Below are 16,885 nucleotides of genomic sequence, written 5' to 3' on the forward strand. Positions count from 1 at the left end.
TCTCTTGTATCAGCACTCTTCTCATTGATCTCATCCTGCAGGCGCTTTATCTCATCTTTTATTCCCTGCATCTGGGCGTCAAGTTTCTTTTCTCCGCCAAAAGCATCGGACACGACTTTTAGAGCCTGCTTTTTTGCAAGGCCCTGTCGTTGAGCTATCAGGCTATCTCCTGTGAGATTTGCACCTGATATCGCCACTCTGTTTTTGTTATTAGTATGTGATTTTGACGCAGAATTTACGTCGGACTGATCTTTAATAATGTTATTCTGCACATCCATGTTCTGCTGTATTTTCATGAAGCACCTCCTTGTGACTTCCAAATTAATACAATTACAGCTTTCTACTCAATATATCGACAAATAATCAAAAGTTCTTAACCCCATTTTTTAATGTCTTATACGACCGGTTCATAATCGCAACTGTTTATGATCTCTGTCGCAGACTGATAGTCTACCGGCTTACTGTAATAATACCCCTGCGCCAGATTACAGCCCAGTTCCACAAGCTTTTTACCCTGCTCCTTCGTCTCAACGCCTTCTGCGATGATCTCCATCTTTAGTCTTTGTGCAATAGTTATTATGCTTTCAACAAGAATCGCAGTTTTATCATCTTCTGTTATCATATCTGTAAAAGACTTATCGATCTTTATTACATCTGCATCGATGTTATGGAGAAGTGACAGGGATGAATATCCGGTACCAAAGTCATCGATGGATATAAACAGCCCATTTGCTTTGAGAGTCTTTACAAATGTAATGAGTCTCTCATACTCAACATCCTTTGTGCTCTCTGTTATCTCTATTTCCACATCGTCAGTAGATAGGCCATTTTCCTCTATTACCTTTAATATCTTGCTTTCTATCTTTGGTACAAAAAGGTCTTTTTTGGAAAAGTTACTTGAAATCCTTGGTGGAGTAAGTCCCATTTCTTTCCATCTTTTTATCGCTTTGCAGGTTTCATCAAATATGGCAAGATCAAGCTTCGGTATAAGCCCCTCTCTGTCCAATATCGGAATAAACTGATCAGGGTATATGTAATGGCCCTCATGGAACCACCTGCACAGCGCTTCAAAACCAACAAGTTTGCCCGTTTTCATGTCAACCTTAGGCTGGAAAAAAGGCGTGAACTCATGGTTCTTTATTGCAGTCGGAAATATTCCTATAATGTCCCTTCCTTGCTTCACCATATTTTTCAGCTCTTCGCCATAATAAACAACGTCCTGCTTTAATCTGCTCTTTCCAAGCCCACAGGCTACATTTGCATCGTTAAGGCGGTCAAGGAAAGTCTTGTTCTCATCTTCTGAGAGCATGGATATCCCGACCCATGCCACAACGTCAAAGCGATTATTTGGAGCATTTTTAAGCTTTGATATGGTGACTGTACTTATCTTCTTTAAAAAGTTCTTTATATTCTCATTGTGCAGGTATACTACAAAATTATCCCCGCCCATGCGTCCGGCACATTCATCATCTTCTGTAAACTTAAGCAGTTTCCTTGAATACTGTATTATGGCTTCATCTCCTGCCTGTGCACCGCATATCTCATTAATGTATCTGAAGTTTCTGAGGTTGATCCTTAGAACGGCATAATCCTGTGGTCTGGAATGCTGTAGTACCGTATAATATTTTCTTTGTACCATTGCAATATTAGGGATTCCTGTAAGAACATCAGATGACTCAGCATAGTCAAGCATCTTTCTCATGTTCTGTCTGCTTATAATGATGTAGATAACATTTGCCATAAACGCACACAGTTCCTGGTCAATGTCATCTTCTTTTACAGCTTTTTCGAATTCTATGTAGGCATGGACATACTCATTTCCATCATAGTAGAAGTTGTAACACTTTTTTAAGCCTCCCGGCATGCCGGAATCATAAAGAACAAGCTTGTCATCAACTGGTGTTGCTTCAAATACAAGTTTCCCCGTCCTGGGGTTCCGGTATCTGTCATCACCACCAAGATCCATATCATAATACATTTTCGTGACATGAAGCGCACCACAGATGTCCTTGTAGGTATCTGCTTTAATATTCTCCAGCGATGCCTCCTGAAAGAGTTTCTCAAGCTTATTTGCCATCAATTCAGCGATTTTCATAATCATATTCTCCCTAAATGATTTCAAAATCTATTCCTTGAGAATTGCCTCAAATTCTTCTAAAGGCAGAGGCTTTGAAAAGTAAGTTCATAAATTATTGCAATTGTTACTCTGCAACCTAAAATGAAGGCAATCTTCTACGATTATATAGTAACATTTAATGTGCAACATAATCTATAAACTTTATGTAAACACGGCTGGCTAATACTCCATCAACTGATGTTTTCTGAACCATTCTGCACTTACGGTAAGGCTTTTTACCGGGTCATTATAAATCCAGTTCTTATGGGTCTCCAGAACAATCGCTTCTACTTTGGAAGTTGCCCGTACATTTTCCAGGATAGTACCAAGGGCCATATTTCCTGTGCCAAGTTCTGCAGCGTCCTCTTTGAGGATGGGCGTAATAAAAGGTCCCTTTTTCCTGCAGCCCCTGTCATTTATGTGCCACATCACCATTCTGTCTGAGAGTTTGTATATCAGGGCAGTAACATCGGCCCCACCATCTGCAATCCAATATGTATCAAGCTCAAAGTTGACATACTGAGGGTCTGTGTTTTCGATGATAACATCATATGCAGTTTTATCTTCTGAGACCTTCTGCAGCTCTATATTGTGATTGTGATAAAGGAGTTTCACTCCATAGGGCAAAAGAGCTTTTCCGGCCATGTTCAGGCGCTCAGCCAGTTTTTTTACCTCAGCGAAATTCCCGTAATCAAACCTGTACATACCGGTTATAACAACAGTGTCCGTTCCAAAGCTCAAGGCTTCTTTCGCAACAGCCTCGGGGTTTTCTTCAATGCTGTTAAGATAGCTGTGCAGGCTTATGACTATCAATCCGCTCTCTGAGATCAGCTTCTTCCAATCAAGCTTTCCGCCATTCCCCGTGGGCATACCGGCAAATTTAGTAAGTAACCTCACAATGAAGGGCGTTGGCCCTATCATGAAGTCATTAAGTTCAATGCCATCATATCCTGCACTTTTAATAGCTCTAAGCGTGCTAAGTGCACTCTCATAACTGTTGCATCTGCTTCCTATCATTATCTGTTGTACGCCGGTCAGTACTTTGTCTTTCATTATTTCAAATAGCCTCCAAGATGCTTTAAACTGGGCTTTGGTGTCCTGATTTGTGTTTTCCTGTCAACTGCGCAAAGACCAAATGTAAGTGCATAGCCTTTTTGCCACTCAAAATTATCGATAAGTGACCAGTGACAGTATCCGATAACAGGAATTCCATCATTTATGCAGTTCTGAACACCCTCGATTGCCTTGTCGATAAACTTAACTCTCTGCTCATCATCTGCTGTTGCAATTCCATTTTCTGTAACCATGATCGGCACATTTGGCATCTCCTCATGCACGCGTCTGATTGCATGCTCAAGAGCCTCAGGATATACCTCGTAATCCATCTGTGTCATTGGTGTTCCCTCGGGAACAGGCACAATTCCATCAGGGCCGTAGGTAGTTCTTGTATAATTCTGAAGTCCAAAGAAATCGTCTTCCTTAATATAAGGAATGTAATGGCTGAACTCCTGATTCCAGTCGCTTTCTGCGCGCTCCTTGCCACCTTCTATATACTGGCAGTCGTGCAGGGAAAGCGTAATACCAACTTTAATGTCGGGATTAACAGCCTTGATTGCTTCCTTGGCTGCCTGATGTGCCTTTATGACTATCATATCGCCATTTTTATCAGTTGCGGAGACAAATGTATGTGGCTGAGGATCTCCGAATACTTTGGCATTCTCCATTGCAGCCAGCTTCATTTTCTCCATTGGATCGGAGAGGTTAAGCCCAACCTGGACCTGCCCCTCCATGGAGTCACCATCGTTTTTAGCTGCATTTGCCATCTTCGCCATCATCTGCTTCTTAAATCTTTCCATGAGAGCGCCAATCTGAAGTCTCATGTTTGCCTCATTTATGGTACAGATATACTTTATCTCGCTTCCAAGCTGCTCTGTGACGTATCTTGCATAGTTGGCAAAAAGCTCTACAACCTGCTCATTATCCCATCCTCCGAGCTTTATAAGCCACACAGGTGATGTAAAATGCATAAGGGTAATAACCGGTTCAACACCATTGTCTCTGCAGCATTTGATCATCTTCCTGTAATGTTCAATCTCTTTTTCATCAAATTTGCCCTGCTCAGGCTCAATACGTGCCCATTCAACAGAGAATCTGTAGGTGTTAAGGCCTGCATCTGCCAGCATCTTGATATCTTCTTCATATCTGTTATAGTGATCAACAGCATCCAGTGAAGGCTCAACAAACTGTGAATACTCCATATTCTCCATTACCCAGTAATCTGAATTTGTATTGTTTCCTTCAACCTGGTGGGCTGCAGTAGAAGCACCCAGCATAAATCCGTTTTCGAACTTGTTCATTTTCCTATCCTCCATAATTTAAATCTCATAACTTCCGCCCGTCAAAATTCTCTTTTCCCCGCTAGGGAGCTCCAGCTCTGCTTCCATTCCTCCAGGAATTTCAAAGTGGTATGCAAAAGTATTCGAGTTCTCAATATATCTCCATTCGGATACTATGCGCCCTCTCGGTGAATCATAGTAGCCCTTTGCAAACTTAAGTCTCTCATCAGGCACCGGCTTTATCAGGACTTTGTCAAAATCGTATCTGATTCCCAGAATCCCCGACAAGAGCCATCCTGAAACTGCTCCATAGGAGTAGTGATTCAATGAATCATGTACAGTGCCATCTTCTCTGACGCCGTCCCAGGTCTCCCAAATAGTGGTAGCACCTTTCTCCACGGCATAGAGCCACGAGGGATAGCTTTTCTGCAACAGCAATCTGTACGCTGTATCTGCATAACCGTAATCCGCAAGCACACTGCATAGGAAAGGCGTTGAAAGGAAGCCCGTGTTAAGATGATAGTCATTTTTCACTACAAGCTCATTTAAGTCCTTCGCAGCTTCCACTGCCTCTTTTTCAGGCAAAAGACAAAATGCAAGTGGCCTTACGTACTCACACTGCCTCTCTGATCTGATATGTCCGTCCTTAAGAACCAGATATCTGTATGCTTCTGTGGCCTTTTCCGAGATTTCTTTATACTTATCTGCATCAGCGCTATTTCCGAGAATCTTAGATATTCTGGCAAGAATACCAGATGAAAAAGCATAGTAAGCAGTCGCAACTTCAGGCTGGCCATCTTTAAATGCAGCCATCATTGTCTTCATAACATCTGCCCCGGGTTCGCACCACTCACCATAATCCATTCCGGTGTCGATGATGTACTTCCTGTAGGGGTTCTTTCCAAAGCGGTTTTTGAGCTTGCTCTTTCCGGCTCTTCTTCCGAGGAAGTCCACCCACTTCTTCATCATTTCATAATTGTCTTTAAGTATCTGCTCATCGCCGTATATTCTGTATAGATTCCAGGGCACAAGAACCGCCGCATCGCCCCAGCCAACAGAAGCTGAGAACATCTCTGCTATCTTGCCGGGATTTGAGTTTTTGGGACAGATATATGCCATCTTGCCATCAGGATGCTGCCCTATCCTCACGTTTGCAAGCCATTTCTCATAAACGCCCCTGCAGTCCATGAGATACGCACCGGTCCTCACAAAGACTGCCGCATCACCTGTCCAGCCGGCTCTCTCCCTTGTGGGACAGTCAGTAGGAATGTCACAGAAGTTTGACTTCATGGACCAGACACTGTTTTTAAACAGCTTGTTTACTTCATCCACGCCACATTCAAAGCCTGCTGTTTCCTTCATATCCGAATACACAGCAATGCTCTTTATTTTGATATCAGACGGTGAAATATCACCTGTTAATTTTGCGTATCTAAAGCCAAATATCGAAAAATGCGGCTTAAACTCATTTCTTCCGCTCTTGCAGATATAGTTTATTTCCTGCTTAATTCCGCCGGATTTGTTCCTGTCTCCGGGCTGGAAATTACTGATCGTGAAGTTTCCGTTTTCATCCAGACTTTCACCGTGGATGAGACAGATCTTCTCACCGCCCTTGGCGTTTTCTACAACAAAAGACGTATAACCGGCAAGGTTCTGTCCGAAATCAAATACGCTCTCTCCATTCGGAGTATTGATGAGCCTTCCTTCAAACTCCTCATGCTCAGTGATAAACGGCGCCTTCTGGGCTGTCAGATTTCTTTTGTCAAAAGACATCTCCCTGGCCTTATGCCACTCACCAAATCCTGCACCGGCATCGCAGGTTTCTCCCAGTTCAAGGTCCGTAAGCTTTATAGGCCCGTTTTCACATGCATCCCAGCTGCAATCCGTAACAAGTATCGGATTTTCCATGTCTCCATCGCCTATCACTGCGCCCAAAAAGGAAATATCCTCGCCATAGAGGTTTCTCACGCCGTCAATTCCGTTGCATCCTCTGTACCAGCCATCACCAAGCGTTATAAAGATCTCATTTTCACCGGGCTTTAGCACTTCAGTGATCTCATACTCCTGATACTGAAGTCTTTTATCATACTCATCGCATCCCGGTGTCAGTCGTGCATCCGTGATTTTACGGCCATTTATCAGTATTTCATACAAGCCGTGGGCTGTAGCATATATACAAACTTTCCCCTCTTTATAAGAGAATGTGGTTCTTAAATATCCTGCTCCCTTTCTCTTATCAGGTTCTGTCACAGTTTCAGGTGATATCCACTTTGCTTTTTCAAAAATCTTAGCCGTTTCCATCTAATACCTCTAGTTTTCTTTACTGCTTTTTAATATTCATAAGGGCATTTGAAAGTGCCTTAATATCGTCAGATTCTATATCCATTCCGCCCTGCTGCAGAAGTTTAATGAGTGGTTGGCGAGCAATCATCTGTTGCATTGCTTCGGATATCTCTACTCCTTCGCCCATCCCACCGGCTGTCTTTGCAGTCATTGCAGCCATCATTCTGTCCAATATTGCTTTTCCTTCAGGGGTTGCCTGAATCTCTGCCATTGTACTTGAAAGGGAAAGGTATCCCTCTTTTTCCTCAGGTTCATCTGCCTTGTCAAACCAGTTTCTGACCTTTTTGTCGGGAGCAAAGTATGCAGGATTGGGCTCAGAAACCTTGGCTATCTCCATTTCATCAGATAACTCGCCTGAAACAGCCTTTATTGTATGTACTCCGCTTATGGGAACATTAAATTTAAATACATGTTCTCCGCTTGCGCTTGCCGCTTCTACACCGTCAACAAAGAGAGTTACGGACTTTTGGTTTGAATATACCTTTATCTCTGTATTATCCTCGATGCGATCGTGATATCTTTTTCCGCAAAGATGAACGAAAGGCTCATCTGACCACCATGCTTTATAGATATAATAAGCGTCTTTTTTCTGCTTCCTGTCAAAGGTGATGACACCCTTGTGGTTTTTGCCGGGGTCTCCTGCCTCATCTCGTCCTGCTGCAGCAAACTCAAACATATTCCAGAGATATGTTCCCCAGATATATGGACGGGTGCTGAACATTTCAAGCATATGCTCGTGATAAACAGCCTGATAACTTTCTGTATAATCGCCTTTTTCAGGTCTTGGAGACTGTAGGCTAATTACTGAATCTGCTCCATACTCCGTAAGACCTATTGCCACATCAGGATGCTTACTATGGAAATCGTCAAACCACTTGTCATTGTCCTCCATCTCACCTACATACCAGCCATAATACAGGTTGTATCCGCGAATATCCGGCAATGTTACAAGAGGAGAGTCTGTCTCGAGAAGGAAAAGATTTGCCATGGCAGAAAATCTTACAGGATCCATCTCGTGGACAATATCGTTTAATATCCTGTGGTTCTCCAAGAGATCTTCAGTTACGCCCTGCAGAGATATCTCATTTGAAAGTGCCCAGCACATTATTGATGCATGATTGTAATTCTGGCTTATCAGCTCTTTCATCTGGGATATGGTGTTCTCTCTTCCACTGTCCATATGTACGGTGATATATGGAATCTCAGCCCATACCACTATGCCCTTTTCATCGCAAAGATCATAGAAGTACTGATCGTGCTGATAGTGTGCAAGCCTGATGGAATTGGCGCCCATAGAGAGGATGAGTTCAATGTCCTCCTTGTGCATTTCTTTTGTCAGTGCATTACCAACCCCTGCTCTGTCCTGATGTCTTGAGACTCCGCGAAGCGGATAGCTTTCTCCATTGAGGAAAAAACCTTTTTGAGCATCAACATGGAACTCTCTAACACCAAACCTGTCATAGATTCTGTCACACTCTTTTGTTCCATCCAAAAGAGTTGCTGTTATGTTGTACAAAAACGGATCCTTGAGACCGTTCCATAAATGTGGCTCTTTTATCGTGATCTTACCACAGGCAACATATCCACATGATGCATCCTCTGCCGGAACCACCTCAAACTCCTGCTCTGTTACACCATCTATGGATATTCTTACACTTTCGCCGCCGTTTACGTAGGCCTTGACCTCGATTTCTGCATCACTTCCGACAATTCTCGGAGTTACATAAAGTCCGTTTCCTCCATAGTAGTCCATGTCAAAGTGCTTTTCATCCACGATCACAAGATAGACATCCCGGTATATCCCGCCGTAAAAGGTAAAGTCCGCTTTCTGAGGGTACACCCTTGTATTGGGCTCGTTGGAAACAGAGACTACCATTTCATTTGAGTCTGAAAGCGCCTCTGTAATGTCCGCCCTAAAGCAGGAATATCCGCCATCATGGCTCGCAACCTCACGGCCATTTAAAGTAACTTTTGCGGAAGAATTAACGCCGCGAAATTCCACATACGCCCGCTGCCCCTCTTCCATTACCGGCCTATCAAATGTCTTTTTATAAAGGCAGGTTCCTCTGTAATACTGCTCAGGTCCCGTCTGTCCATCAACAGCATTCCAGGTATGAGGAAAAGATATACTCTCGCTCTTGCCCTCTTTTTCAAATATCCAGTTATCATTCCAAAGAATTGTTGTTCGCATGTTTCACCTCTCCAGTTTTTTACTGACCCATTGCAGCCTTTTTCTTCTCGCCGATACTCTTTTGGATTTCTTCCATCTTCTCGTATGTGAGCTCGGAATTCTTCATTGCCAGAAGTGTGCAGATCCATCCTACTATAGGGAATCCGATAAGAAGTATTACGGTCATTACTCTGACACCGAAGGTAAGCGGATCACCCTGCTGAGGCGCTGTAGTTGTATATCCTATAAGTCCGATCATGAGTGTCGCGATAGTTGCACCAAAGGATGAAACTATTTTGTCAATGAAGCTGTAAGTAGCTGATACTGTCGCAGGCATATATTTTCCCGAGCGATCCATCTCATAGTCAACAACATCCATTCTGAACGCACTTGTTGATACAGAAACAACCATCTTCATTGCGTTATTTCCAAATGTAAAGAGTACATAAGTGATTGCCATGAGAACTGCTCCGGCTGATAAGTTGCCTCCGAATACTGTTCCCACAAGAGTTGTAGGTGTAAACAAAAGATATACTGCAAATGCGATATTCAGTCCTATACAGTTCTTGGTCCAGTCGATCATGACCTTTCTGCTACCCTGTTTACCTGCAATCTTCGCGCCAATGATCGCAAAAATAATGGATGGAAGCATTGCAAGCGCAGAAAGAATTGATGATATAGCCATTGATCCAAGCATAATACCGTTAAGCATTGTGGATACTACTGCTGCAGAACCTATTGTCTGAGCCAGCTTATCGGAAGTTGCTGCCATGATGAATCTCTGAAGCTCTTTATTCTCTTTGATCAGCGCCAGCATATCCTTAAAGCTTGGCTTTTCATCACTCTCGCCATCCTTTTTGATTCCTTCGAAATTCTCGGGAATATCATATGGAGCAATTCCTATACATGCCAGAATGTAGAAAAAGAGTGAAACAATTATTACCACTACATTGTATGTTGCGAAATATTCTGTTCCCTGAATGTTATTAAATCTTGGAAGAATCACAGCCGATGCCACAACGCTCATGATCATCGGAACCAAATATGAATACGCTGTACTCCAGACACCGATTGTAGGACGCTGCTTGGGATCATTGGTCAGAATGCTCATGTTGATCTGACCTGCAATACTTACAAATGTATAACCAATGATGTAGATCACATAGCAAAGAACAAAAAATGTTATTCCCGCTGCGCCCGTAAGCGAAAGCTTTGCCCCTATATTGCACATCAGTGTTGTAGCAATGGCCATTAGAAGCCATCCAAATATGATTGAGAATCTTACTTTTCCAAATCTTGAATTAAATCTCTCCATGAAAAAAGCTATTACCGGATCTGTAATACCATCCAAAAGCCTTGATCCTGTGATAATTAGTCCTGTAACTGCAACAAGTATCCCAAAGTTGGAATTTCCAATATATGTTGCACCATTCATAAGCAGATAAAATGCCATCTGCCCTGCACCTGTCATCATTGCAAGTGCAATATGCCAGGTTCTTGCTCTTTTATAAGTCACCCCATTTTCTTCTCTTATCAGAGATTTGTCCTTACCCATTGTAACCCCTTTCAGTTGCATGTTAATATTTGAAAGCTTTCTTGTTATGGTCATAGTATCATTTAGTTTTGTAATATGTTAGAATTATTTTATCTTGACTAGTATTATTTTATTGTTTTGAGGAATAAATATGGACCATACTCTTTTTTCAGCTCTTTTAAAAAACTTTCTCTCCGTAGATGTCATGGATGCAACAGACATGGATAACTCTCTTTACGCCTTTGAAAAGAAATACTGCTTCAGCATCAAGATGCAGCCCATGTTTACAAGCAAGGCGCTTTACTATCTTCTGTCCTCATCCAAAGAAAGCATGATCTACGAGATCATAGACCATCTGGGTATATGCGTATCTTTTTTTAGATTTGATGACAGGATTTATATAATCGGACCTTACGTAAAAGAAAAATACGCAGAGCTTAAGATAGAAACCATGCTTGCAAAAAATGACGAGTCCTTATCTAAATCATTATCTTTTAAGCTGTATTACACAGCATTTCCCATCGTTTATACCGAGCAGATCACCAGTGTTGTAAACAAATGCATAATTTCTTTTTCCCCTGCCGAGAGCGAGTATTCATACAGAAGACTATCGGGTTTTATTCAGAATGTATCTGAGGAAGATGATAAGACAGAACTGTCGGAAAGGAATTACAGTGAGATCTACAGGCGATACGATCAGGAAAAGCAGTTCCTGTCGATGATTAGAAACGGCGATACCAAAAACATCATGTCAGCATTTGAAAAAATGTCCAGTCCTGAGGTCCTTTCCGTATTTTCTAAGGAGAGCCTCAACTACTATGCCTCAGGCTATGGTCTGGCTATACTTAAAGCTCTTTCCAGAAAAGCTGCGGAAGAATCAGGTCTTTCAGTCATTACAATAGATGAGATTACCCAAAAATACACTCAGCTGTCTTCAGCTTCAAACAACGACGACCTTCAGACCCGCTATCAAATCGATATGATCATTGAGCTGACAAAGGCAGTTCACAATCATAAGCTGTCTCTGGACAAGTATTCACCTCCCATTCAGAGAGTCATAGAGTACATAAATCTGCATCTCGGCGACCATATATCAAACGAAGACCTCTCAAAAAATGCCAGTATGTCCATTTCTCACCTGTCAAAGGTATTCAAAAAAGAAACTGGCGAAACCATGACCGAGTATATCGCCCTCATGAGATGCAAAAAAGCTGCCAACCTCCTGAAGAAGACGAATCTTCCCATCCAGGAGATCAGCAGCTACGTTGGTTACTCCGACAATAATTACTTTGTTAAAGTATTTAAAAAGAACTATGATATGACGCCTACAGAATTCAGAAAAACAACGTGATGAAAGGATGGTGAAGAACATGGCAACTAAAACAGCAAACCGGTTGCGTTGCACGCATCATAACAAATTAACTTATGCTTATTTCTTTTATGCCTCCTGTGCCATCTGTTCAGAATTGCTCTTTATATCTGCCACTACATTCATTATCTCCTTGGCAGTTCCCAGATTATCTTTAAATAACGTTGTAATACTACCTACGGACTTAAAGGGCTCTTCCATCAGCACAGCATTGTCTTCGATATTTCCATTTGCGACTATGTAATCAATAATCAGATTTACAAATCTTATCTGATTCACATTCAGATGCTCATCCGACAGGAATTTACTAAATGCCTCATTGACTGCAGCCCTGTCAACGCCAACAATCTTGCGAACAAGACGTCCAATAGGAGTATCTCCATACTCTTTAATGTAGTCATCCTTGGAACCAAGTTCAGTCCAAAGGATCCTCTCCAGTTCTTTCATGTCCGTTTCGTTAAGCTTTTTATTGTTTTTCAGTTTATATACGGACAGATTATCCTCATGCTGTTTAAGATAAAATTCGACCTTCTTTTTATAGTTCTTAAGATCATTACTAACGTATATGGGATCTCCCTCTTTGGCATCAATAATGGTGTCCTCAACATTAGTATCAAGAATAGGTTGAACTAGTTTTTCAAGATACTGCATTAGGAGCCTCATTGAATCTCGGACCTGATCCAGCTCAAGAATTGTAGCATTTTCCCAAAATTCATCAGTTTGAACCTTTTCTATAGTTTCTCTTTCTGCTTTTACCTGTGGAATTGAATACTTCTTGGACAATGCTTCTGCCGTACTTATTACCGTATTTATTGGTGTCTGCACATTTTTACTTTGTAGCATACCCAGATCAATGCTATAGATAATGTAATCAAAACGTCTTGCTAGTTCATCTTCCTTCTTCGGTCTGATAATAGGCGCAATATGCTCCTTAATTTCTGAGATTTCAACCGTTTCCAAATCATTCCAGGATAATAGATTACGGTACGTTTCAACATATCGCTGATGTCTCTTAACAAGAAAGCTGTCATCATTCAGCTCAATTACTGCATTATATAAATCTGAAACTAGCTCTTTCCTGTAAGCCACATATTCATCATCAGTAGCATATTGAGAATCCTGCAATTCTCTGCAGATCATGGCCTTAGTTGTAAATATCTTTTCAGAAAGACTTACCTGAATACCGGTGTCTTTTCCGTTTGTATTTACTCTAAAAAAGTCGAAATTGTTACAGAAGTCAAATATTAAAAACTTATCTTTATCTTGACCTGCACCAAATAAATCCTTGCAAAGCCTTGTTCCCCTGCCAATCATCTGCCAAAACTTTGAATAGCTTCTCACTTTCTTAAAGAAAACAAGATTGAGAATCTCCGGTATATCAATACCCGTATCCAACATATCCACAGATACTGCTATTTGTGGCAATTTTTCTTTTGTGCTGAAATCATCTATCAACGTATCGTTGTACTTAATGCTATAATCGATCTGCTTAATAAAGTCCCCACCATACTCCGGGTACAGTTTTCCAAATCTTTCTACAATTCTTTTGGCGTGATTTGAATTCCGCGCAAAGATAATTGTTTTCCCAAGTTTATCGCCCGCTTCTACTTTTAGGCCTTTATCCATGAGCTCCTGCAGAACCTTATCAATCGTATCAGCATTAAAGAGCCATGTATTTATGGCATCACTTGAAATCTCCTCAGGAACATCATCCTCAGACCCAAAAGTATCCTCAAGTTCTTCCTTATCTTCATCCGATAGCTCATTATAATGAATGCCGTTTTCCATAATCTTAGTTTTATACTCAAGAGTTGAATAATTAACCAGATAGCCTTCAGCAACGGCTTTATCCAATTCATATGCGAAAGTCGGCACTCCCCTTTCAAGGTCAAAAATACCGTAAGTGTTCTTATCTATTTCATTTTTAGGCGTAGCTGTCATGCCTAAAAGATAGGCATCAAAGTATTCAAAAATCTCTTGATATTTTTTATAAATTGATCTATGAACCTCATCACATATAATAAGGTCAAAGTGTCCTGGACCAAACAATCTCTCTCCATACTGATTTTTCTTCTCATCTATGGCATTCATCATTGTAGGATAGGTTGAAAAGATCATTCTGGAATTCTCAGGATCATCTTTATTATCAAGAAGATTGCAGCACGATAAGTCAGGCAAAAGAGTTGTATAATTGTTCTTTGCTTGCTTTACAAGAGCGGTTCTATCTGCCAAAAACAGAATATTTTTAACATAGTTATGTCGCCTTAGCACATCTACTATGCTTATACTAACTCTTGTCTTTCCAGATCCTGTAGCCTGTACTATAAGCATTTTCCTGTGTTTATTCGTTATAGCATCACATACAGCTGTAACCGCTTCTTTTTGATAAGGGCGGTTAGTGATGTCATCGTTTATATCTATTTTATCCAAAGGAATACGGTCTTTACGCCTGTCAATCTCCATCTGAAGCTCATCCTGAGTAAAGAAGCCAGAAACTTCTCTCTTAGGATATCCTGCCAGGTCATTGGTGAAAAAGAATTCGAATCCGTTTGTGGTGAAAATAAGCGGTCTCTGATTATATTTATTCTGAAGGCAATCAGCATAAAGCTTAGCCTGCTGACTCCCCACAATAGGATCCACAGAGGCTTTCTTTGCTTCTACCACAGCAAGCGGAAGATTGTTTTTGCCCCAAAGAACATAGTCAACAAAGCCAGTCCCAGTTGTATTTGGCATTCCGGTCACAGGCTCCTCTATGGTACAGTTACTATCTATAAACCATCCGGCTTCATTTAAAGCAACATCGATAAAGTGCTTTCTGGTCTCAGCTTCGCTGATCTTATCAATGTTAAAGGTTCTCTTCTTACTGTTTGATGTTCTTTCTTCAGCCATCTGCTTACGCAGCTCTTCATTTTCCTTAAGAACATCTGCAAGTTTCTTATCCTTACTACTCAGATCGTCATAAAGAGCACGTAACTCATCCGCTTTGACTCTCTTTTCATCCCCGGACGGAAGAATGCTTTCGTCAAAAGTTTTCTCCTCATAGTCTTTGGAATACGAATAATCGACCCAATCACAGAATTCAAAAAGATCTCTGAGTGCAATAATCGCCTCATCTCTTTTAATGTTGCTGTTAGTATGCACTGCAACGTTTCCAAGATGGATTGTATATTTGAGCATAGGGAATAACCTTGGCTCAATAATATTTCTGAAAGTATCCTCGTGTATCAAACTGGAAATATTATCCTGGTATGGAAGCACTAAATCAGCATCATATGAAAACACAAACCTCACTGCAAGTTCAAGTGCTCTTCTGGATAGAATTGCACATGTTGCCGGTGATATCGCAATGCTCTTTTCAGCTTCCACCGCCTGAGTAGCAAAATCTTTATACTCTTTTTTCTGAAGCAGGTAATCAAAATTTGTTTCCATAAACATGCTCCTTTAAATCTTAAACCCTAGTCAGTACTACAATTCTTTCTTAAAGGGACTTATTCTTGCCGTAACCTAAGCTACAACTTTTGATTTGTCGACTTGTTTTACAAAGTCTGAAAACTGGCGTTGAACCCCTATCTCTGGAAGGGGTAAGGTAAACCCTTCGACTTGATTCTTATTAACTTTTGGCAAATTTGTCCTATTGCTAAAAACAAGAATATAGTCCAGAAAATAGCTGCTTCTCAACGTATACCCAAAGAATTCTCTTGTACATACCTCTTCCTTTACCAAAATAGGATATGCATCTGCGGAACAAAGTCCATCAAAATCAGGCAAAGCAACCTTATTTAAATTCGGACGAATCTTGCTATAAATAATATGCTTTGGCGAAAACAAATACTTGCCACTAATCACACCATCTTCTGCGATTGTCCTATATCCCACTAAACGCCCTGTATCCTTTTCAATACTATCAATTCCGATGTGTGGATAATTCTCATAACCGTCAAAATCATGGATCATGTTTGTATCAATAGCTGCACAGTCATTAAAGCCCACTGTAGGCCAATTCTTTGTATTAGTTTTCAAGTCACCAAAGAGCTCGACAAATCGGGCTTTGATAAGTTCATCTAATGTATCCAATTCCTGTTGTCTTTTTGCTGATACTGCCCTTACTCTGGAAATAAGCTTAATTATTCTTTCTTGTTCCTTTAAATCTGGCAATTTGATCTGCATAGCACAAAATTCAGCATCTGTTATACTTCGCCTTCTTGCTGTGGTTCCCCTGAGTTTGGATTTGTAATACTCTATGCTTCTAGGGGATCTCAAAGCCAACTCAAGGTATACCGGAATCACCCTATCCATGTTGACATCCCAAATCTTATAAGCTGGGCTAACAATTCCTTCTTCAGTTAATTCCTGAACTGCCAGCACACCTTCATCTATTGGAAAGCTCTCGACTAATTGATGGCGTTTAACAACTTGATAGTTTGATTGATCCACAGAAGCAATCTGCTTCTTAAACCTATCATTTTGAAACATAAGTCCATCATGCATTGTCATTGAGAGAACAGGATAATCTCCATTCCCGCAACGGCTAACCTTAGCTTTCTTTATTAATTCGCCTACTTGTATTTCCATTTATCATCCCTACAAATCTTTCCATTTGTCATTGACTCACGAATATATGTTCGATATAATTATCTTCTGCGCTACCAGTAATCACGGTAGGCGGTTAGTCCTTCAACCGGAGGACTGTGGCCTCTGTTAATCATAGAAATCTCTTTGAGAAATCTTTGTTGGAGGTACTTGCTTATGCTCACCATCAGTGACCTTATTGCAGTGCTTGGACTGCGTGCGACTTTCTTTAGTCTTGGTTACATGTTTGGCAAGCATGATTCCAAGACACAAAAATAACCGCCCCAGCCTGGTAAGTTGAGCGGTTATTTTTAACTAATCAATTATACATAGGGCTAACCGTCTACCGGTAGCACCTTTAATTAATATAATACTACCATTACCACTCTTTATCGTCAAATATATATTCAATTTTGATATGACTCGTCAACTCGACAAATCTCAATTT

General features: G+C 41.0%; 10 protein-coding genes. 1 reads left to right on the plus strand and 9 read right to left on the minus strand.

Features of this window, described 5'->3' with window-relative positions:
* From E7303_RS16780 to E7303_RS16810, 7 genes are all read right to left on the minus strand, one after another.
* Positions 1-296: hypothetical protein (locus tag E7303_RS16780; RefSeq protein WP_292146570.1), on the minus strand; the 296-nt coding region annotated here is incomplete at its 3' end.
* A gap of 98 nt (positions 297-394) precedes the next feature.
* On the minus strand, positions 395-2,095 hold the full coding sequence (locus E7303_RS16785; RefSeq protein WP_292146571.1) for a putative bifunctional diguanylate cyclase/phosphodiesterase: 1,701 nt from the start codon (positions 2,093-2,095) through the stop codon (positions 395-397).
* Positions 2,096-2,296: 201 nt separating this feature from the next.
* Positions 2,297-3,169, minus strand: a complete 873-nt coding sequence (locus tag E7303_RS16790; protein WP_292146574.1) for a sugar phosphate isomerase/epimerase family protein — start codon at positions 3,167-3,169, stop codon at positions 2,297-2,299.
* Positions 3,169-4,473, minus strand: a complete 1,305-nt coding sequence (locus tag E7303_RS16795) for a glycoside hydrolase family 1 protein (protein ID WP_292146575.1) — start codon at positions 4,471-4,473, stop codon at positions 3,169-3,171. Before E7303_RS16795 ends, E7303_RS16790 begins: the two co-directional genes overlap by 1 nt.
* Before the next feature lie 18 nt (positions 4,474-4,491).
* Positions 4,492-6,753, minus strand: coding sequence for a family 78 glycoside hydrolase catalytic domain (locus E7303_RS16800; protein ID WP_292146576.1), 2,262 nt, complete (start codon positions 6,751-6,753; stop codon positions 4,492-4,494).
* Positions 6,754-6,772: 19 nt separating this feature from the next.
* The gene (locus E7303_RS16805; protein WP_292146577.1) at positions 6,773-8,986 is read right to left on the minus strand and encodes a glycoside hydrolase family 2 protein; all 2,214 of its coding nucleotides are present in this window, start codon (positions 8,984-8,986) and stop codon (positions 6,773-6,775) included.
* Between the two features lie 19 nt (positions 8,987-9,005).
* Positions 9,006-10,520, minus strand: a complete 1,515-nt coding sequence (locus tag E7303_RS16810; protein WP_292146578.1) for an MFS transporter — start codon at positions 10,518-10,520, stop codon at positions 9,006-9,008.
* A 130-nt stretch (positions 10,521-10,650) separates the two neighbouring features.
* Between E7303_RS16810 and E7303_RS16815 the strand changes: the two genes are divergently transcribed.
* Positions 10,651-11,850: an AraC family transcriptional regulator gene (locus E7303_RS16815; protein ID WP_292146579.1), complete on the plus strand. Its 1,200-nt coding sequence runs from the start codon at positions 10,651-10,653 to the stop codon at positions 11,848-11,850.
* 87 nt (positions 11,851-11,937) lie between these two features.
* Here E7303_RS16815 and E7303_RS16820 read toward each other — a convergent pair whose 3' ends face one another.
* The gene (locus tag E7303_RS16820) at positions 11,938-15,297 is read right to left on the minus strand and encodes a DEAD/DEAH box helicase family protein (RefSeq protein WP_292146580.1); all 3,360 of its coding nucleotides are present in this window, start codon (positions 15,295-15,297) and stop codon (positions 11,938-11,940) included.
* A 75-nt stretch (positions 15,298-15,372) separates the two neighbouring features.
* Positions 15,373-16,440, minus strand: a complete 1,068-nt coding sequence (locus E7303_RS16825; RefSeq protein ID WP_292146581.1) for a restriction endonuclease subunit S — start codon at positions 16,438-16,440, stop codon at positions 15,373-15,375.
* Between the last annotated feature and the right edge of the window lie 445 nt (positions 16,441-16,885).

The sequence above is a fragment of the Butyrivibrio sp. genome, assembly GCF_015056685.1.
GTDB lineage: Bacteria > Bacillota > Clostridia > Lachnospirales > Lachnospiraceae > Butyrivibrio.

Bases quoted from the DNA above. Each gene is read 5' to 3' on its own strand.
- E7303_RS16785 (WP_292146571.1), bottom strand. From the start codon at position 2,095: ATGAAAATCGCTGAATTGATGGCAAATAAGCTTGAGAAACTCTTTCAG.
- E7303_RS16790 (WP_292146574.1), bottom strand. From the start codon at position 3,169: ATGAAAGACAAAGTACTGACCGGCGTACAACAGATAATGATAGGAAGC.
- E7303_RS16795 (WP_292146575.1), bottom strand. From the start codon at position 4,473: ATGAACAAGTTCGAAAACGGATTTATGCTGGGTGCTTCTACTGCAGCC.
- E7303_RS16800 (WP_292146576.1), bottom strand. From the start codon at position 6,753: ATGGAAACGGCTAAGATTTTTGAAAAAGCAAAGTGGATATCACCTGAA.
- E7303_RS16805 (WP_292146577.1), bottom strand. From the start codon at position 8,986: ATGCGAACAACAATTCTTTGGAATGATAACTGGATATTTGAAAAAGAG.
- E7303_RS16810 (WP_292146578.1), bottom strand. From the start codon at position 10,520: ATGGGTAAGGACAAATCTCTGATAAGAGAAGAAAATGGGGTGACTTAT.
- E7303_RS16815 (WP_292146579.1), top strand. From the start codon at position 10,651: ATGGACCATACTCTTTTTTCAGCTCTTTTAAAAAACTTTCTCTCCGTA.
- E7303_RS16820 (WP_292146580.1), bottom strand. From the start codon at position 15,297: ATGGAAACAAATTTTGATTACCTGCTTCAGAAAAAAGAGTATAAAGAT.
- E7303_RS16825 (WP_292146581.1), bottom strand. From the start codon at position 16,440: ATGGAAATACAAGTAGGCGAATTAATAAAGAAAGCTAAGGTTAGCCGT.